Raw genomic sequence first — 18,682 nt, 5'->3', positions numbered from 1 at the left:
GGAAGCGAAACCGGGGGCTGTGCAAAGATCAGGGGACGGTCCCTCGCGGGACAGTCCCCTTCCTTTTATTACTTGGCGGCGGGCTTTTTGGCGGCGGGCTTCTTGGCTGCAGCCTTCTTGGCGGCCGGTTTTTTGGCGGCGGCTTTTTTCGCCACCGGAGCCGCTGCCGCCTCGCCATCCTCGGCGGCAGGCTTTGCTGCCGCAGCCTTGCCCTTGGCGGCCGGCTTTTCCTTGCGCGCTTCGAATTCGAAGCTGACCTTGCCGTCCTTGCCGCGTACCAGGTAAGCCTTGAACGGGCGGCGCGTGCGCTGCGACACGAAGCCCGGCAGCAGGTCGGTTTTCGCCCCTTCGCCCAGCAGCTTGGCCATCTGCTCCGGCAGGATCTCCTGCTGCAGGATGATGCGGCCGCTGCGGAAGTCGCAGGTCTTCGGCTTGGCGACGCTGTGCTCGCACACGTAGGCCAGGCCCATCTCGTACACGCCGCCATTGCACTTCGGGCACGGGCCGAGCGGGGTCTGGCCGGTGAAGTCGACGCCTTCGCCGCCCTCGCCTTCCTCGTCGTTCTGGCCGAAGTCGAATTCGAGCTTGTGGTTGTTGATGTCCTCGTCACGCACGATGCGCAGGATCGCGGCGAACGGACGCCCCATCTTGGAACGGAAGCCCTGCAGCGGGCCGATGGTGCGCTTGGCCAGCAGCTCTTCGACTTCCTCGATCTCGAACTGGCGCCCGCCAGGGATCTTGGTCATCGAGAATTCGCACTTGGTGCAGGCGAAGCGGCGGTAGTTTTCCTTGACCACGCCGCCGCAGTTCGGGCACGGGGTCTTGAGCGTCGTGTAGTCGCCCGGGATGGTGTCGTTGTTGTATTCCTTGGCGCGCTTGACGATGATCTGGGTCATCTGCTGGATCTCGCGCATGAATTCCTCCCGCGAGATCTTGCCCTTCTCCATTTGCGACAGCTTGTATTCCCATTCGCCGGTCAGTTCCGGGGCGGTCAGTTCGGTCACGCCGAGGCCGCGCAGCAGCGTCATGAGCTGGAACGCTTTCGCGGTCGGCATCAGTTCGCGGCCTTCCCGGATCAGGTACTTCTCGCCCAGCAGGCCTTCGATGATGGCCGCGCGCGTGGCCGGCGTGCCGAGGCCCTTGCCGGCCATGGCGTCGCGCAGCTCGTCGTCTTCCACCAGCTTGCCGGCGCCTTCCATCGCGGACAGCAGCGTCGCTTCCGTATAGCGCGCGGGCGGCTTGGTGACCAGGCCGTTGGCGCTGACCTTGTCGGTCAGGACCTTCTCGCCTTTCGCGACCGGGACCAGGTTGCCCGATTCCTTGTCGTCGGTGCCCAGCACGTCCTTGCCGTACACGGCCAGCCAGCCCGGGTTGGTCATGACCTTGCCTTCGGTCTTGAACTGGTGGCCCGAGACTTCGGTGTAGCGCGTGGTGACCTGGAATTCCGCAGGCGGGAAGAACACCGCCATGAAGCGGCGCGTGACGAGGTCGTACAGCTTCTGCTCCGGCTCGGACAGGTTCTTCGGCGCGATGCCGGTCGGGATGATCGCGAAGTGGTCCGAGATCTTGGCGTTGTCGAAGATGCGCTTGTTCGGCTTGACCCAGCCCTTGTCCAGGATGGTCTTGGCGTGCTGCAGGTAGTTGTTGTTCTCTTTGATGACCTCGAGCGTCTGGCGCACGGTGTCGATGTAGTCTTCCGGCAGGTGGCGCGAGTCGGTACGCGGATAGGTCAGCACCTTGTGCTTTTCGTACAGCGCCTGGGCCAGGCCCAGCGTGTTCTTGGCCGAGAAGCCGAAGCGCGAGTTGGCTTCGCGCTGCAGGCTGGTCAGGTCGAACAGGCCCGGCGACATCGAGGTGGTCGGCTTGGATTCCTCGGTGACGTTGCCCGGCTTGCCCTTGCAGGCCATGGCAATGGTGTCGGCGGACAGCTTGCTCCACAGGCGCTCGGGGCGCTTTTCCGGATCGGTCTCGTCCTTCTTGAACTTGTCGTCGAACCAGCGGCCTTCGTACACGCCGGCGGCGCACACGAATTCGGCGCGCACTTCCCAGAAGTCGCGCGAGACGAACTTCTTGATCTTCTCTTCGCGCTCGACCACGATCGACAGCGTCGGGGTCTGCACGCGGCCGACGGTGGTCAGGAAGAAGCCGCCCTCCTTCGAGTTGAAGGCGGTCATGGCGCGGGTGCCGTTGATGCCGATCAGCCAGTCGGCTTCGGAGCGGCAGCGCGCGGCGTCGGCCAGCGGCAGCATCTCTTCGTCGCTGCGCAGGCGCTGGAAGCCTTCGCGGATCGCGGCCGGCGTCATCGACTGCAGCCACAGGCGCTTGACCGGCTGCTTGGCCTTCGCGTTCTGGGCGATCAGGCGGAAGATCAGCTCTCCTTCGCGGCCCGCGTCGCATGCGTTGATCAGGGTGGTGACGTCCTTGCGCTTGATCAGCTTGTTGAGCACCTTGAGGCGCGCCTCGGTCTTGGCGATCGGGTTGAGCGCGAAGTACGGCGGGATCATGGGCAGGTGGGTGAAGGTCCACTTGCCGCGCTTGACGTCATGTTCTTCGGGCACCGCGATTTCCAGCAGGTGGCCCACCGCCGACGAGAGGACGTATTCGTCAGACTCGAAATACTCATCGTGCTTGGTGAAGCCACCCAGCGTCTTGGCGATGTCATTCGCCACAGACGGCTTCTCGGCAATGATGAGGGTTTTGGTCATAAATTTCTCGTTGTTCCAGGAGTAACAGATTGGCAGGAGCGGCCAATGATAAGCGCGTTGCGTCCAAAACCGCAAGTACACTCCCCAAATGAAAACGCCGCCTATATATATTAGGCGGCGTGTTTGAGGCAGCTTAACTGGTCAGTGCAGCAGGCGCGGGCCCTGCTCGTCGTCCGAGCCGAACAGGTCGTCGAACATCAACGCGTCCGGTTCGTGACCCTGGCTCCACAGGAGCATCAGCACGATGATCTTGAGCTTGGACAAGCCGACCGGCGACTCGTCCAGCGCCAGCGCACGCTCGATCACGATCTCGCGCTGCGCGGCCTTGATCACACCGGCACTTTCCAGGAACTGGATGAAGCCGACCGCGTCCGCGCCCAGCGCATCGTATTCCTGCTGGACATAGAAACGGAAGCCGGTGGACAGCGCGACATCGGTGGCGGAGGTGTCGGCGCCGGCCATTTCGGTCAGGTCGGTGAGCCAGACGATCGCCTCGGAAATCTCGTCGTCTTCGAAACCCACCGCGGACAACTTGCGCGCCAGCGCCGCCGGCTCGGGGCAGGCGTCCGGGCGGAAGTAGGTCTCGTAGAGATATACCAGAATGTCGAACATGGCTCCACTGTACCAGTTAAGCTCGACGCAGTACAAGCCCCGCACAGTCAGCCGCCAGGGCCCAACCGGCGAAACATGTTACCCGGCAAACGTTCCACGTGGCCATCGAGCTCGAGCATCAATAACTGAGTGATCACGAATTCCGGCGCGTAGCCCGTGCGCCCTGCGATGGCGTACGGATCCGATATTCCTCCGTCTAGCACACCCAGCAACTGCATATGCATATTGCTATGGACGAACATCTGTGGCGCATTCGGTACACATGGGTTGCGATTCATTTCAAGGAGAATATCGTTCGCGCTTTCGACCAGTTTGGCGCCCTGCTTGATCAGCGCATGGCAGCCCTTCGACAGTGCGGCGTGGATCGAGCCGGGAATGGCGAACACATCGCGTCCCTGTTCGGCCGCGTAGTGGGCAGTGATCAGGGAGCCCGACTGCGCGGCTGCCTCAACCACCAGCACCGCCTGCGACAGGCCGCTGATGATGCGGTTGCGGCGCGGGAAGTGATCGGCGCGCACCGGCGTGCCAGGCGGATGTTCGCTGAGGATGCAGCCTTCCTGTGCGATGCGGTGGGCCAGCGCGCGGTTGCGCGCCGGGTAGACGATATCGGGGCCGGTGCCGATCACGGCCACCGTCGAGCCGCTGCCGGCCAGCGCGCCTTCATGCGCCGCGGTGTCGATGCCCAGCGCAAGCCCGGAAACTATCGTGATGCCGCATTCGGAGATCGCGCGCGCGAAGGCGCGGGCATTGCGCTCGCCGTCGATGCTGCCGTTGCGGCTGCCGACGATCGCCAGGTCCGGTTCGGCCAGCAGTTCGCCGCGCCCTTTTATATAGAGCACCACCGGCGGGTCGGGCAGCTGGCGCAATGCGTAGGGATAGGCGGCGTGGCCCGGCGTGAGGATGGCGTTGCCGGGCGCGCCGGCCCAGTCGAGCGCGGCGTCGCGGGTGGCCGAGAGAACGGGAGGAAGCGGCGCCAGCAGCGCGCGGGCGATGCGCGCGCCGGCCAGTTCGGCCAGCGCGGCATGGGAAGCATTGAAGATGGAAGCGGGTGCGCCGAAGCGTTCGGTCAGCGCGGCCGCGGTACGCGGACCCACGCCCGGCGTCAGGGCCAGGCGCAGCCAGGATGCGATGTCCGGTTCGGCGCATTCTGGTTGGATGGTGGGGTCCGTGTCCTGCACGGCGGGATTACTCCGGTGATGTGGCCACGTCCCCTACTTCCACAGGTTCCGTCACCTGCATGACCAAGCCGTACGAGACATGCTTGAACACGCGGAAGATGAACAGCGTACCGTACTGTTCATCGGGCAACTTGATCTGCTCGGCGCGCATGCCCAGCATGCTGCGTTTGCCGGTCGGATCCGATACCGTCTTGCCGCGATGGTACAGCTGCAGCACCGATCCGATATCGAGTCCGTCAACAGAACCGCGATTGACCGTCACGACCTGGTTCTGGCCGGCGTAGCTGACGCCGTTGTAGATCGAGGCGATCCGGCCCGTGACCTTCGTTTCCGGCGGATGCGGCACGTAGTTCTGCAGCGGGGTCGGCGGCGCCGGCATCAGCAGGTCGCCGACGCCCATCTCCTGCTTGGAGCTGGCCACGATGAAGGTGTGCGCTTCGTTATCGGCGGTCGCCTTGCGCGCCAGCTTGACGGTGCCAAGGTAGTGCGCCTCGTAGGCCAGCAGCTGGTCCGTGTCCGGGTCCTTGATCGCGAAGCCCGGGCGGAACACCTGGAACGAGGTGCCGTCCTGGATGTCGCCGCGCACGTAGACCTTGTCGTCCTTGCCGAGGAACACGCGGCGCTCGGCGGCGGCGGCGATGCGCGGCGCGCCGGCCAGTTCGCCCGCCTCCACGATCAGCGGCTGGGTCAGGAAGGGTTCGATGGCGCCGGTGGGGATCGAGCGGATCGCGTCCTTGCCCAGGCCTTCGGTGCGCAGCTGCGGGGACATCTTGATCACACCGCCCACGCCCGGGGAGCCGCTGCCGGGACGGGTCAGCGAGAGGCGGCGGTTCTGGCGGTCGAAATATACGATCTGGCCAGGATAGATCCAGTGCGGATTGCGGATCTCGTCACGGTTCATGCCCCACACCTGGGGCCAGCACCAGGGATGCTCGAGGAAGCGCCCGGAAATGTCCCACAGGGTATCGCCGCGCACAACCACGTGCTGGTCGGGTGCATTGGGGCGGAACTGGCAGTCGGCGGCCTGCGCCGGCAGGGCGGCGGCCCCGGCCACGAGCAGCGCTCCAGCAAGGCGGGCCGTGACTATGCTAAAATTTTTCATTGAGATGTCCGAGTGATGCGGCATGAATCGACCCCCGCGCTAGCGTTCATTCTGCAGAGCAAGGTTGCCGAACTGGATCAAATTCTGCACATAAATCCTTGAACTAGCAAGACAAACCGCTCCCGGCACCCCTGCCTGACTGTTGCATTTTTGTTGACGTACGGCATCTTTTATAGTGAATCTATGGCCCTGCTGAATATCCTCCGCTACCCCGATCCGCGCCTGCACAAGGTCGCCAAGCCCGTCACCGAGTTCGGGGCGCGCCTGGAACAACTCGCCGCCGACATGGCCGAAACCATGTACGAAGCGCCGGGCGTCGGCCTGGCCGCCACCCAGGTGGACGTGCACGAACGCGTGGTGCTGGTGGACGTGTCCGAAACCCACGATGCGCTGACCGTGTTCGTGAACCCGGAAATCGTCTGGGCCAGCGACGAAAAGCAGGTCTACGACGAAGGCTGCCTGTCCGTGCCCGGCATCTATGACGGCGTCGAGCGCCCTGCCCGCGTCAAGGTGCGCGCGCAGGATATCAAGGGCCAGTTCTTCGAAGTCGATTGCGACGGCCTGCTGGCGGTGTGCATCCAGCACGAGATGGACCACCTGAACGGCAAGGTCTTTGTCGAATACCTGTCCCCGCTCAAGCGCAACCGCATCAAGAACAAACTGCTCAAGGAAGAACGCGGCATGGAACGCGACGCGCAGATGCGCGCCGCTGCCGGCCGCCGTTAAACCGCTGTCGCTGCCGGTCGACCGGCCAGGGAACCACATGAAAGTCATCTTCGCCGGCACGCCGGAATTTGCCGCTGTTGCGCTGCGCGCGCTCGTCGAAGCCGGTTTCGAGATCCCGCTCGTGCTGACCCAGCCGGACCGCCCGGCCGGCCGCGGCATGCAACTGCAGGCCTCCGCCGTCAAGCAATATGCCCTGTCGCAGGGGATCGAGGTGCTGCAGCCGCTGTCGCTGCGCCTCGACAGCAAGGACACCCAGCGCGCCGTCGAAGCGCTCGAGACCCACGAACGCCTGCGCGCCACCGACTACGACGTCATGGTCGTAGCGGCGTATGGCCTGATCCTGCCGCGCACCACGCTCGACATCAAACCCTGCATCAATATCCACGCCTCCCTGCTGCCGCGCTGGCGCGGGGCCGCGCCGATCCACCGCGCGATCGAAGCGGGCGACAGCGACACCGGCGTGACGATCATGCAAATGGAAGAAGGACTGGATACCGGCCCGATGCTGCTGATCGAGCGCCTGCCGATCGCCCCGGACGACACCACCGGCAGCCTGCACGACAAGCTGGCCGCGCTGGGCGGCGAGATGATCGTCACCGCGCTGCGCCGTATCGGGGAGGGATCGCTGGAAGCGGTGCCGCAGCCGGCGGAAGGCGTCACCTACGCGGCCAAGATCAGCAAGGAAGAGGCAAAGCTTGACTTCGACCTGCCGGCGGTCGAGATCGCGCGCAAGATCCGCGCGTTCAATCCATTCCCCGGCGCCCATGCGCTGGTGAACGGCGTACCGGTGAAAATCTGGGGCGCGCAGGCGCTCGAGGCGGACAGCGATGCGCTGGTGGGAACGGTGCTGGCGGCCGATGCGCAGCATGGCATCGTGGTCGCTTGCAGGCGCGGAACGCTGCGCCTGACCGAATTGCAGAAGCCGGGCGGCAAGCGCCTGGCGGCGGCGGAGTTCCTGAAGGGCTTTCCGCTTGAGGGGCTGTGCTTCGATTGAACTGCTAGCGCGCGCGGGCAATTCCCTTGCCGCTGAGCGGGTAATTGGCGGAATCGGCCACGTTATGGTCGATTCCGCCAAAAAAGCTGGGGACGATCCCTGAAGGGACCGTCCCTTTTGATCAGGATTCCTGGGAGGCGCGCTGCTGCGCTGCCATGTGGTCGCGCAGGACCTGGTTGATGCGGGTCTGGTAGCCCGGACCCTCCGCCTTGAACCACTCCAGCATGTCCACGTCCAGGCGGATCGTCACGATCTGCTTGATCGCGTTGCCGTTCTTGCTGGTCGGCGCCGTTGCCTGGTCGCGGCGCACGCTCACGTTGGCTTCCCAGTTACTCTCGAAATCTTTGTTCATTTTGCAATTTCCTCGGTGGCAGTGAATACGCCCGGCTCTTCCGACGCCGGGTAATGCCAGCGCAGGGCTTCAGACGAATAGCCAAAATGACTGTCCTTTGATACCCATCAACACTGTAGGCGGTGAGCAATCATTGTCGACGCTGTATGTATCGTAGAAATTACACAAGGGGCGGGTTTTGTATCTTCATGTATCAACTTGCCGCTGAGATACATGAAGATACAAACGCTGTCCGCGATTGAACAATCCGGGCCGCCCCAAGCCGGCTTGTCCGATGACGTATAATTTCTTTCCACCTTTTTACGTGTCCTCCCCATGAACTCCCAGCGCCCCCCGTCCCCTACCGAAGCCCAGCTGCGCGATATCCTGTCGCGCCGCATCATGGTGCTGGACGGCGCCATGGGAACCATCATCCAGCAGTACAAGCTGAACGAGCAGGACTACCGCGGCGAGCGTTTCGCCACCTTCGCCGCGCCGGAAGGCTCGGGCGCGCGCGAGCTGTTCGTCAAGGGGAACAACGAGCTGCTGACGCTGACCCGTCCGCAAGTGATCAGCGAGATACACGAGCGCTATCTCGCGGCCGGCGCCGACATCATCGAGACCAACACCTTTGGCGCCACCTCGATCGCCCAGGACGACTACCACATGGCGCATCTCGCCTACGAGATGAACGTGGAAGCCGCCAGGCTGGCGAAGGCCGCCTGCGTCAAGTACAGCAGCGCCGACAAACCGCGCTTCGCCGCCGGCGCGCTCGGCCCGACGCCCAAGACCGCATCGATTTCGCCGGACGTGAACGACCCGGCCGCACGCAACGTCACCTTCGACCAGCTGGTCGCGGCCTACCACGAGCAGGTGCGCGGCCTGGTGGACGGCGGCGCCGACCTGCTGCTGGTCGAGACCATCTTCGACACCCTGAACTGCAAGGCGGCGCTGTTCGCGATCGACCTGTACTTCGAACAGAACCCGTCCATTCCGCGCCTGCCGCTGATGATCTCGGGGACCGTCACCGACGCGTCGGGCCGCATCCTGTCCGGCCAGACCGTGCCCGCGTTCTGGAACTCGGTGCGCCACGCCAAGCCGCTCACCATCGGCCTCAATTGCGCGCTCGGCGCGGCGCTGATGCGCCCCTACGCGGAGGAGCTGTCGCAGATCGCCGATACCTTCGTGTGCATCTACCCGAACGCCGGCCTGCCCAACCCGATGAGCGACACCGGTTTCGACGAACTGCCGTCGGACACCTCGGCGCTGCTGCGCGAGTTCGCGGATGCAGGCTTCATCAACATCGCCGGCGGCTGCTGCGGCACCACGCCGGACCACATCAAGGCGATCAGCGAGATCCTGCGCGACACCCCGCCGCGCGTGCCGCCGCAGATTCCGGTGGCGCAGCGCCTGTCGGGCCTTGAGCCATTCACCATCGACGACAGCTCGCTGTTCGTCAACGTGGGCGAGCGCACCAACGTCACCGGTTCCAAGGCCTTCGCGCGCATGATCCTGGGCGAGCAGTACGACGAGGCGCTGTCGGTGGCGCGCCAGCAGGTCGAGAACGGCGCGCAGATCATCGACATCAACATGGACGAGGCGATGCTCGACTCGGCCGCGGCGATGACGCGCTTCCTGAACCTGATCGCCTCCGAACCGGACATCTCGCGCGTGCCGGTGATGATCGACTCATCCAAGTGGTCGGTGATCGAAGCGGGGCTGAAGTGCGTGCAGGGCAAGGCGATCGTCAACTCGATCTCGATGAAGGAAGGCGAGGAAGAATTCATCCGCCAGGCCACGCTGTGCCGCCGCTACGGCGCCGCGGTGGTGGTGATGGCGTTCGACGAGCAGGGCCAGGCCGACACCTTTGCCCGCAAGACCGAGATCTGCAAGCGCGCCTACGACGTGCTGGTGCAGCAGGTGGGCTTCCCGCCCGAGGACATCATCTTCGACCCGAACATCTTCGCGATCGCCACCGGCATCGAAGAGCACAACAACTACGCAGTCGACTTCATCGACGCGACGCGCTGGATCCGCGAGAACCTGCCGCACGCGAAAGTCTCGGGCGGCGTGTCGAACGTGTCGTTCAGCTTCCGCGGCAACGATCCGGCGCGCGAAGCGATCCACACGGTGTTCCTGTACCACGCGATCAAGGCCGGCCTCACCATGGGCATCGTCAATGCGGGCATGATCGGCGTATATGACGACCTGCCGGCCGAACTGCGCGAACGGGTCGAGGACGTGGTGCTGAACCGCCGCCCGGACGCCACCGAACGCATGATCGAATTTGCCGGTACCCTGAAAGCGGGCGGCAAGCAGGAAGTACAGAACCTGGAGTGGCGCGACGCGCCGGTCGAGAAGCGCCTGTCGCACGCGCTGGTGCACGGCATCACGCAGTGGATCGTGGAAGACACCGAGGAAGCGCGACAGCAGATCGCCGCGCGCAACGGCCGCCCGATCGAAGTGATCGAAGGCCCGCTGATGGACGGCATGAACGTGGTCGGCGACCTGTTCGGACAGGGCAAGATGTTCCTGCCGCAGGTGGTCAAGTCGGCGCGCGTGATGAAGCAGGCGGTTGCGCACCTGATTCCGTTCATCGAGGAAGAAAAGCAGCAGGAAGAGCGCCGCACCGGCATCGTCGCCAAGCCGAAGGGCAAGATCGTCGTCGCCACCGTCAAGGGCGACGTGCACGACATCGGCAAGAACATCGTCTCGGTGGTCCTGCAATGTAATAACTTCGAAGTGGTGAACATGGGCGTGATGGTGCCGTGCTCGGAGATCCTGGCGAAAGCCAAGGCGGAGAATGCGGACATCGTCGGCCTGTCCGGCCTGATCACGCCATCGCTTGAAGAGATGGCGCACGTGGCCAAGGAGATGCAGCGCGACGAGTACTTCCGCAGCCGCAAGATCCCCCTGCTGATCGGCGGCGCGACCACCAGCCGCGCGCACACCGCCGTCAAGATCGCCCCGCATTACGACGGCCCCGTGGTGTACGTGCCGGATGCGTCGCGCTCGGTGTCGGTGGCGCAGTCGCTGCTCACCCCCGGGCAGGCGGAAAGCTATGTCGCGGAGATTGCGGCGGACTACGCACGCATCCGCGAGCAGCACGCCAACAAGAAGGCGCTGCCGATCCTGCCGCTGGCCGAAGCGCGCGCCAACAAGCCGAAGCTCGACTACGCGCCGGTCAAGCCGAAGTTCATCGGCCGCCGCGAATTCAGGAATGTCGAACTGTCGACCATCGCGCAGTACATCGACTGGGGCCCGCTGTTCCAGACCTGGGACCTGGCCGGCCCCTTCCCTGCCATCCTGAAGGATCCCGTGGTGGGCGAGGCGGCCAGCAAGGTGTACGAGGAAGCGCAGGCGCTGCTGAAGAAAATCATCGACGGCCGCTGGCTGACCGCCAACGGCGCCATCGCGCTGCTGCCGGCGAACAGCGTCAACGACGACGACATCGAGATCTACACCGACGAGAGCCGCAGCGAAGTCGCGTTCACCTGGCATGGCCTGCGCCAGCAGGGGGTCAAGCCGGTGGTGGACGGCGTGCAGCGGCCGAACCAGGCGCTGTCGGACTTTATCGCGCCGAAGGAATCGGGTGTTGCGGATTACATCGGCATGTTCGCCGTGACCGCCGGCCTGGGCATCGAGAAGTACGAGAAGCAGTTCGAAGCCGCGCTGGACGACTACTCGTCGATCATGCTCAAGGCGCTGGCCGACCGCCTGGCCGAAGCGTTCGCGGAATACCTGCACGAGCGCGTGCGCAAGGACCTGTGGGGCTATGCATCCGGCGAAGCGCTGTCGAACGACGACATGATCGCCGAGAAGTACGTGGGCATCCGCCCTGCCCCGGGCTATCCGGCCTGCCCCGAACACACGGTCAAGGCAGACATGTTCCGCGTGCTGCAGGCGAACGAGATCGGCATGGAGCTGACCGAATCGTTCGCGATGTATCCGGGGGCGGCGGTGTCGGGCTTCTACTTCTCGCACCCACAATCGAAGTATTTCGTGGTCGGCAAGATCGGCCAGGACCAGCTTGAAGACATGGCTGCGCGCCGCAATGTGCCGAAGGACGAGATGGAGCGCGCGCTCGCCCCCAACCTCTGACAAACCTCCGCCATCCCGGCGAAGGCCGGGACGACGTAGGTGGCTAGCGGCGGTCGCGGTTGAAGCGCCACAGCGCCAGCAGCATGAACGCTGCCGCGAACGCCAGCTGCACCGCCATCGCCATCCATGCGGCGTCCATCCCCAGGCCGCGCCATGTCATCGCGTCCAGGCCATCGACCGCCCAGCGCGTCGGGATCACCAGCGTCACCGATTGCATCCATTCGGGGAACAGGAAGGACGGCATCCACGCGCCGCTCAGCATCACCATGATCAGCGTGGCAAAGATCGAGATCCCGCGCGCCGCTTCCGGTGTCTTGCCGAACGCGGCGATCAGCAGGCCGAAGCTGGCAGTCAGCAGCGCAAAGCAGAATGCGATGCCGATGAAGCCCGGCAGGTTCGAGATGCGCACGCCGAACACCGCCACGGCGACGCCAAAGATGATGGTCATCAGCACCAGTGCGATCAATGCGCACGATGCCGCGCGGGACAGGATGACGACATTCTGCGTGACCGGGGCGGCCAGCAGCCGGCTCCAGATGCCGGTGCGGCGCGCCTGCAGGACGCTCACCCCCATGTCGATGCCCATGAACAGCAGGAACTGCACCGCCATGCCTGCGAACGAGTGGGCATAGCTGTTATAGCCGGCGGCTTGCGACTCCGATGTCATCGCTCGTTCCGATGTCGTGAACGGCACCGTCATTCCCTCCCGCTGGCCGCCCGATCCAGGCGCCTTCTGCTGGTGCGCCTGGTACTCCTGCAGGCTGCCAAGGAATTCGCGCAAGGGCGCATCAGCGCGCGTGCCGTGCTGGTCGAGCTGGCGGATGCTCTGCTCGGTGAATTCGACGCCCTTTTGCCCGCTCATCATCTCGCCACTGACGGTTTGCATGACGTGCTGCGTGAGGATGCCCTTGACCATGGCCATGGCGATTTGCTGCGATGGGTCATACAGCAAACCGACCTGCGGCTTTTCACCGGCGCCGAACAACGCCGCGCCAGCAGCGTCGCCAAACCCTGCCGGGATGACGACAGCGACTTTCTGGTCGCCTTTGCGGACCAGCGGCTCGGCCTGCGCCAAAGTCATTTCGGTGACGCGCAGCGAGGGGTCGGCCTTGAGGCCGGCGGCGATTTTTCTGCCGATCGCGTCGCTGCTGTCCTGCATCACGAGCGCGATATCGACGCGCGAGGCCTTGGCGCCGCCGGTCCCTCCGATCAGGTAGCCGAAGAAGGCGGCCAGCACGACCGGCAGCACGAGGTTGAGCACGAGCGCGCGGCGATCGTGCAGGTACAGCAGGATGTCCTTGCGGACGAGGGCCAGGAATGCGGTCATGTCAGTCGCGCAGCGAGCGCCCGGTCAGGTTGAGGAAGACCTCTTCGAGGCTGGTGCGCGCGGTCTGGAAATGCTGCGCCTGCACGCCCTGATGCGCGAGCCAGCCGGCAAGCGGCAGCGCGTCGGACGCATGCGCGAGCCGGACTTCGACCGATGGCCCATGATGGGTGACGGAGGTGACGCCCTGCTGTGCGCGCAGTCCGGCCAGCAGCGGCTCGGCAGGAACGTCCAACAGTTCGATGCGCAGCGCCGCCTGCGCAGGCAGCTTGCGGTACAACCCTTCCGGCGTGTCGTCGGCAAGCACCTTGCCGTGGTCGATCACCACAATACGGTCGGCCAGGCGCTCCACTTCTTCCATGTAGTGGCTGGTGTAGATCAGCGAGCAGCCCTGCGCCCTGAGCTTTTCCAGCGAGTCGAAGATCGCATTGCGGCTCTGGGGGTCGACGCCGACGGTGGGCTCATCGAGGATCAGTAGTTCGGGTTCATGCATCAGTGCTGCGGCGATATTCAGGCGCCGCTTCATCCCGCCCGAGTAGGCGGTCGGACGCTCGCGCGCACGCTCGGACAGGTTAACCAGCTCCAGTACCTGCGCTGCCCGTTCGGCGCTCCGCTTGCCCGATAGCCCGTACAGTGCGGCGAACAGCTTCAGGTTCTCGATTGCGCTCAGGTCTTCGTACAGCGCGAGGTCCTGCGGCACCAGGCCGATCTTGCGCTTGGCGGCGCTGGCGCCTTCGCTCATCGGGGCGCCGTCGAACGTGACGCTGCCTTCCTGCGCGGCGATGAGGCCGCAGATGATCGAAACAGTAGTGGATTTGCCGGCGCCGTTGGGGCCGATCAGGCCCAGGGTCTGGCCGCGTTCGACGGTGAAGCTGACGCCATCAACAGCACGGCGGGGTCCATAGGATTTGACCAGGTGGGACACTTCCAGCATGGCTGGCAAGGCAGGCTCTCGTCAGTGAATTGACGATAATGTAATTGATGTGCGGAAAGCGAGCAATGGAGGACTGTCCCTACACCGGGGCGCCGTCGACGAAGAGTTTGAGTTCGCCTGGAGCAAAGGAGTGCCACACTTCGTTGGTGGTCAGTGGCTCGGTGACGATGACGGCGACGCGGTCGTTCGGCGTGGTCACCTGCGAGAAGTCGACGGTAACGTCTTCGTCGCACAGCTTGGCGCTCGGGAACGGATACTGCCGCACGATGTAGTGCAGCTTGGTCGAGCAGTGCGCGAACAGGCAGGAGCCGTCCGACAGCATCATGTTGAAGGTGCCGTGCGCGGCGATCGCCGGCACCAGTTCGTCCATCGCCGCGCGCAGGTCGGGCAGCTCGGGGCGCGCATCGCCGAAGCGGCGGCGCAGTTCCTGCAGCAGGTGGCAGAAGGCGCGCTCGCTGTCGGTGGTGCCGACCGGCCGGAATGCGCCGTCCAGCACGGGATGGAAATCCTTGAGGTCGCCGTTATGCGCGAACACCCAGTAGCGCCCCCACAGCTCGCGCACGAACGGATGGCAGTTCTCGAGCGCGACATGGCCTTGCGTCGCCTTGCGGATGTGGGCGATGACGTTCTTCGATTTGATCGGGTAGCGCTTGATCAGCTCCGCGACGGGAGACTCGATGGCAGGAAGGTGGTCGACAAAGAGACGGACGCCGGCGCCCTCGAAGAAGGCGATACCCCAGCCGTCGTGGTGGGTGTCGGTGCGGCCGCCGCGCAGGGCGAAGCCGGTAAAGCTGAACACAATGTCGGTCGGGACATTGCAGTTCATTCCGAGGAGTTGGCACATGGAACAAAGCGTACCAGAAACCCAACCGCCCGGAAACGTGCGGTTTTAGTGCAGGAGCACTGGCTGGCTCATCAGCGAATCATAGGAACCGAGGAACTCGTCCACTTCTTCCATGGTCGGTTCGCTGGCGATCAGGTTGTTGACCGATTTGCGGAACGACTGGGCAAGCTTGCCGCCGATGAATGCTTCACGCCTGCCGGATTTGTCGACGATCTCATAGCCGCCGAACCGCAGCGCCTCGAGCTCGTGGTCGACGCCAAATTCGACGACGCTATATTGCTCGCTGTTATAGATCATGTTCATGATGGCTCCTTTAGCATACGACCGAAACCAGGACCGTCCCCAGTGGACGGACAGGATTTCACTTCGTTCAACAAGGAGGTGGGGCTCAACCCAGCATTTTCAAGCCTTGAGGTCGGGACCCAGCTCCAACAGCTGATCGTATGGCGTGAGCGAAAGCCATGATCGCAACTGATCCAGATGCCCCGCGTCGGCCAGCCCGATGTACAGGCGCTGCGCATTCGTACGCAGGACACGATTCAATGTTACACGCAAAACGAGATTGCCGCTGCAGCACAGGCAACCCGGTGCGAGCCGGTGCACTTGCAGCGTGGGAGATGGATCAAGGATGGGATTTCCTGATGGAATTCCCTCGAGGATGACCGTGGTGGGAATGCGCGGATCGAGGCTGGCGGCGATGGCCCGCTCGCGCGCCCCGGGCGAGGCGCCGGCGACGAGCGTGGCCGTGATCACACGTTCTTCTTGGCCAGCTTGCCGGGTTCGACGCCCAGCTGCTTGAGCTTGCGGTACAGGTGGGTACGCTCGAGGCCGGTCTTTTCGGCAACGCGCGTCATGCTGCCGCCTTCACGTCCGAGGTGGTGTTCGAAGTACATGCGCTCGAACGCGTCGCGCGCTTCGCGCAGCGGCAGGTCGAACGACAGGTTGATGCCGACCGGCGACTCGTTGCTTGCTGCCACGCCGCCCATGCGGGTCGGCATCGGCGGCGCCACCTGGGCTGCATACATGCCCACGCTGGCCACGACTTCTTCCTGGATCGGCGCCATCATCGGACGCACGGGGGCGACCGGCGCGCGCACCACTTCCTGCGCACGGGTCAGGCCCTGCTGCACGGCCTTGAGCAGCTTTTGCAGGGCGATCGGTTTTTCGAGGAAATTCAGCGCGCCGATGCGGGTGGCCTCGACCGCGGTGTCGATGGTCGCATGGCCGGACATCATAATGACCGGCATGGTTAGCAGGCCGTCGCGCTGCCATTCCTTGAGCAAGGTCACGCCGTCGGTATCGGGCATCCAGATATCGAGCAGGACCAGGTCTGGCGTCCCCTGCGCGCGCGCCTCGCGCGCCTGCTGCGCGTTTTCGGCGAGCTGGATCGCGTGGCCTTCGTCACCCAGGATTTCCGAGAGCAGTTCCCGGATTCCCATTTCATCATCAACTACGAGAATGTTTGCCATCAGTGTTTGCCTTCCCTGGTTTCCCCGCGCTGCGAGGGCCCTTTTCAGGCGACATTCTATGCGCGATCCTGCCCTTGCGCCAGATTTGCCGCAGGACCTAACTTTAACAGCAAAATCGATACTGCCGCGCCTGATCCACCGGGTAAATTCTGAATATCGATCTTTCCGCCGTGTTCATCGATGATCTTTTTGACCATCGGCAGGCCAAGGCCGGTGCCGCGCGCCTTGGACGTCACGTAAGGCTCGAACGCGCGCGCCAGGATGCGCGGCGAGAAACCGGGGCCGTTGTCGGTGATCGAGAAGCGCACCGCCGTGCCGAACGCGCCGTCCGGATTCTGGTAGTGGATCTCTTCGGTACGCACGTCGATGCGCGCCGGCTCGCGGTCGGCGGCCCGCTCGATCATCGCGTCCTGCGCGTTCTGCAGCAGGTTGTGCACCACCTGGCGCAGCTGGGTCGGGTCGCCCATCACCTGCGGCAGGTCCGGCGCCAGCGCCACGTGGATGATGTCGCTCTCGTCGCCGGCCAGGTAGAGCTGCAGGATCTCGGTGATCAGCGCGTTCAGGTCGAGCGGCTCGAGCACGGCCGGCGGCGCCTTGGCGTAGTCGCGGAAGTCGTCCACCATGCGCTTCATCGCGTCGACCTGGCTGACGATGGTGGAGGTGCCGCGCTCGAGCAGCGCCGCGTCTTCCGGCGCCAGGCGCCCTTCCAGCTTCATCTGCAGGCGCTCGGCCGACAGCTGGATCGGCGTCAGCGGATTCTTGATCTCGTGCGCCAGGCGGCGCGCCACCTCGCCCCAGGCGACCGAGCGCTGCGCCGAGATCACGTCGGAGATATCGTCGAACACGACGATGAAGCCGCTGCCCGCGCCGACCGGCAGGCGCGATCCGCGCGCCAGCAGCGTGATGTCGTGGTCGTCGGTGGAACCGAAGCGGCGCGGCACTTCGATCTGCTGCTGCCAGTGGGTGCGCGGGCGCGTGCCGCCGGCGGCCGACTGCGCGCTCTGCGCCGAGAACGCGCGCATCACGGCCAGCGCGAACACTTCCAGTCCCTCCACGCTGGTCAGGGGCCTGGAGGCGGCAGCGGCCAGGTCCTGCTGCAGGATCCGTTCGCCCGCCTCGTTCGAATTGACGATGTGGAATTCGGAGTCCAGCACGATCACGCCTGCCGACATGTTTTCCAGCACCGACTCCAGGTGGGCCTTGGCGCTTTGCAGCGCCGAGCGGTTGCGCTCGACCGCGCTGCGCGCCTCGAACAGCTGGCGCGTCATCGCGTTGAACGACTGGGTCAGCGTGCCCAGCTCGTCGGACGTGGCCACGATCGGGCGCGGCGACAGGTCGCCCTCGGCCACCGCGCGCGTGCCCTCGGCCAGCACCAGCAGCGGCTGGGCCAGGTTGCCGGCGATGAGGAAGGCGCTGCCGATCGCGCCGAAGATCGCCAGCAGCAGCGTCAGCGTAAGCGTCTCGATGTACATCTTGCGCAGGCCCACGCGCGCCACATGGCGCTCCTGGTATTCGCTGTAGGCGGCGCGGATCACTTCGGCGTTCATGGCCAGGTTGGCCGGCACCGACTGCAGCAGCTGCAGGTAGCGCGTATCGGTGCCGCCGGCGCGCGGCAGCGGCAGGATCACGCGCAGGCGCAGCGCGGTCGCCGCGTCGAGCGCGTTCAGCGCCGGCAGGTCAGCGCGGTCGTGCAGGTCGCGCTCGATGCCGCCCTCGGGCCGCGCATACACGCCGCTGGCCGCGGCATCGGCGAGCATGTCGGGAGTGGGCAGGTCTTCTTCCGGGCTGGCCGCGGCGGTGGTGCGCACACTGTCGATCATCTTGCCGCCGGCGTCCAGCAGCATCGCGCTTTGCACGCCTTCGCGCGCGTGCAGGAGCCCGGTCAGCGGCGCCGACGATGCGGGCGGGTCGAGCGGCGCCAGCCTGGACGCCGCCTGGCGGCCCGTGTCCGACAGCTCGACCAGCGCCTGGTCCAGCGCCGCATGGCCCAGGTTCAGTCCCGACTCGAGCGCGGTTTCGATGCGCACGTTGAACCACGACTCGATCGAGTGCGACACGAAATTCACCGACACCATGAAGATCACCAGGCCCGGCAGGATGCCGATCGCGGCGAACCACAGCATCAGCCGCGTCATCAGGCGCGAGCCGAACTTGCCGCTCTTGTAGCGCGCATACAGGCGCGCCAGCAGCACCAGCACCAGGATCAGGAGGGAGACGGCGACCGCCGCGTTCAGGCCGAGCAGCCAGGAATAGTAGCGGTCGAAGAAGCCGGAGTTGTCGGACGCGGAAGCCAGCAGGAACAGCAGGATGCTGACGACGGCGCCGCCGACCACCAGTGCATACCGCAATGCCTGCTTCACGT

At 64.9% G+C, this 18,682-nt stretch carries 15 protein-coding genes; 3 read left to right on the top strand and 12 right to left on the bottom strand.

Annotated elements, in window-relative coordinates:
- Nucleotides 1-68: 68 nt before the first annotated feature.
- The 4 genes from ACFSQR_RS13430 to ACFSQR_RS13415 form a co-directional block, all read right to left on the bottom strand.
- Nucleotides 69-2,705: a DNA topoisomerase III gene (locus ACFSQR_RS13430; protein ID WP_377730383.1), complete on the bottom strand. Its 2,637-nt coding sequence runs from the start codon at nt 2,703-2,705 to the stop codon at nt 69-71.
- A 141-nt stretch (nt 2,706-2,846) separates the two neighbouring features.
- Nucleotides 2,847-3,317, bottom strand: coding sequence for a DUF494 family protein (locus ACFSQR_RS13425; protein WP_377730382.1), 471 nt, complete (start codon nt 3,315-3,317; stop codon nt 2,847-2,849).
- Between the two features lie 47 nt (nt 3,318-3,364).
- Complete coding sequence (gene dprA, locus ACFSQR_RS13420; protein WP_377730379.1) at nt 3,365-4,495, bottom strand: DNA-processing protein DprA; 1,131 nt, start codon at nt 4,493-4,495, stop codon at nt 3,365-3,367.
- Between the two features lie 7 nt (nt 4,496-4,502).
- Nucleotides 4,503-5,597, bottom strand: coding sequence for a LysM peptidoglycan-binding domain-containing protein (locus ACFSQR_RS13415; RefSeq protein ID WP_377730377.1), 1,095 nt, complete (start codon nt 5,595-5,597; stop codon nt 4,503-4,505).
- Between the two features lie 183 nt (nt 5,598-5,780).
- On the opposite strand from ACFSQR_RS13415, the gene def reads away from it, so the two are divergent.
- Both def and fmt read left to right on the top strand, forming a co-directional pair.
- The gene (gene def / locus ACFSQR_RS13410) at nt 5,781-6,323 is read left to right on the top strand and encodes a peptide deformylase (RefSeq protein ID WP_377730376.1); all 543 of its coding nucleotides are present in this window, start codon (nt 5,781-5,783) and stop codon (nt 6,321-6,323) included.
- A 37-nt stretch (nt 6,324-6,360) separates the two neighbouring features.
- Nucleotides 6,361-7,317: a methionyl-tRNA formyltransferase gene (gene fmt / locus ACFSQR_RS13405; RefSeq protein ID WP_377730375.1), complete on the top strand. Its 957-nt coding sequence runs from the start codon at nt 6,361-6,363 to the stop codon at nt 7,315-7,317.
- Nucleotides 7,318-7,438: 121 nt separating this feature from the next.
- Here the strand turns inward: fmt and ACFSQR_RS13400 are convergent, their stop codons facing one another.
- On the bottom strand, nt 7,439-7,669 hold the full coding sequence (locus ACFSQR_RS13400; protein WP_377730373.1) for a BrnA antitoxin family protein: 231 nt from the start codon (nt 7,667-7,669) through the stop codon (nt 7,439-7,441).
- 315 nt (nt 7,670-7,984) lie between these two features.
- Here ACFSQR_RS13400 and metH point away from each other — a divergent pair, with 315 nt between their 5' ends.
- On the top strand, nt 7,985-11,749 hold the full coding sequence (gene metH, locus ACFSQR_RS13395) for a methionine synthase (protein WP_377730372.1): 3,765 nt from the start codon (nt 7,985-7,987) through the stop codon (nt 11,747-11,749).
- Nucleotides 11,750-11,792: 43 nt separating this feature from the next.
- Here the strand turns inward: metH and ACFSQR_RS13390 are convergent, their stop codons facing one another.
- The 7 genes from ACFSQR_RS13390 to ACFSQR_RS13360 form a co-directional block, all read right to left on the bottom strand.
- On the bottom strand, nt 11,793-13,076 hold the full coding sequence (locus ACFSQR_RS13390; RefSeq protein ID WP_377730370.1) for an ABC transporter permease: 1,284 nt from the start codon (nt 13,074-13,076) through the stop codon (nt 11,793-11,795).
- 1 nt (nt 13,077) lies between these two features.
- Complete coding sequence (locus ACFSQR_RS13385) at nt 13,078-14,007, bottom strand: ATP-binding cassette domain-containing protein (RefSeq protein WP_377730595.1); 930 nt, start codon at nt 14,005-14,007, stop codon at nt 13,078-13,080.
- A gap of 79 nt (nt 14,008-14,086) precedes the next feature.
- Complete coding sequence (locus tag ACFSQR_RS13380; RefSeq protein WP_377730369.1) at nt 14,087-14,851, bottom strand: class II glutamine amidotransferase; 765 nt, start codon at nt 14,849-14,851, stop codon at nt 14,087-14,089.
- Between the two features lie 45 nt (nt 14,852-14,896).
- On the bottom strand, nt 14,897-15,154 hold the full coding sequence (locus ACFSQR_RS13375) for a DUF3567 domain-containing protein (RefSeq protein ID WP_377730368.1): 258 nt from the start codon (nt 15,152-15,154) through the stop codon (nt 14,897-14,899).
- 99 nt (nt 15,155-15,253) lie between these two features.
- The gene (locus ACFSQR_RS13370) at nt 15,254-15,604 is read right to left on the bottom strand and encodes a GTPase (RefSeq protein ID WP_377730367.1); all 351 of its coding nucleotides are present in this window, start codon (nt 15,602-15,604) and stop codon (nt 15,254-15,256) included.
- Complete coding sequence (locus ACFSQR_RS13365; RefSeq protein WP_377730366.1) at nt 15,601-16,320, bottom strand: response regulator; 720 nt, start codon at nt 16,318-16,320, stop codon at nt 15,601-15,603. The genes ACFSQR_RS13370 and ACFSQR_RS13365 overlap by 4 nt, the downstream gene beginning before the upstream one ends.
- 56 nt (nt 16,321-16,376) lie before the next feature.
- Nucleotides 16,377-18,680: an ATP-binding protein gene (locus ACFSQR_RS13360; RefSeq protein WP_377730365.1), complete on the bottom strand. Its 2,304-nt coding sequence runs from the start codon at nt 18,678-18,680 to the stop codon at nt 16,377-16,379.
- Between the last annotated feature and the right edge of the window lie 2 nt (nt 18,681-18,682).

The organism is Pseudoduganella sp. GCM10020061, from assembly GCF_042683405.1.
GTDB lineage: Bacteria > Pseudomonadota > Gammaproteobacteria > Burkholderiales > Burkholderiaceae_D > Telluria.
The sequence above is the reverse complement of the archived record's forward strand: the minus strand, read 5'-3'. Positions and strand labels throughout refer to the sequence as shown.

Coding starts and splice junctions, on each gene's coding strand:
- ACFSQR_RS13430 (WP_377730383.1), bottom strand. CDS start 2,705: ATGACCAAAACCCTCATCATTGCCGAGAAGCCGTCTGTGGCGAATGAC.
- ACFSQR_RS13425 (WP_377730382.1), bottom strand. CDS start 3,317: ATGTTCGACATTCTGGTATATCTCTACGAGACCTACTTCCGCCCGGAC.
- ACFSQR_RS13415 (WP_377730377.1), bottom strand. CDS start 5,597: ATGAAAAATTTTAGCATAGTCACGGCCCGCCTTGCTGGAGCGCTGCTC.
- def (WP_377730376.1), top strand. CDS start 5,781: ATGGCCCTGCTGAATATCCTCCGCTACCCCGATCCGCGCCTGCACAAG.
- fmt (WP_377730375.1), top strand. CDS start 6,361: ATGAAAGTCATCTTCGCCGGCACGCCGGAATTTGCCGCTGTTGCGCTG.
- ACFSQR_RS13400 (WP_377730373.1), bottom strand. CDS start 7,669: ATGAACAAAGATTTCGAGAGTAACTGGGAAGCCAACGTGAGCGTGCGC.
- metH (WP_377730372.1), top strand. CDS start 7,985: ATGAACTCCCAGCGCCCCCCGTCCCCTACCGAAGCCCAGCTGCGCGAT.
- ACFSQR_RS13390 (WP_377730370.1), bottom strand. CDS start 13,076: ATGACCGCATTCCTGGCCCTCGTCCGCAAGGACATCCTGCTGTACCTG.
- ACFSQR_RS13385 (WP_377730595.1), bottom strand. CDS start 14,007: ATGCTGGAAGTGTCCCACCTGGTCAAATCCTATGGACCCCGCCGTGCT.
- ACFSQR_RS13380 (WP_377730369.1), bottom strand. CDS start 14,851: ATGTGCCAACTCCTCGGAATGAACTGCAATGTCCCGACCGACATTGTG.
- ACFSQR_RS13375 (WP_377730368.1), bottom strand. CDS start 15,154: ATGAACATGATCTATAACAGCGAGCAATATAGCGTCGTCGAATTTGGC.
- ACFSQR_RS13365 (WP_377730366.1), bottom strand. CDS start 16,320: ATGGCAAACATTCTCGTAGTTGATGATGAAATGGGAATCCGGGAACTG.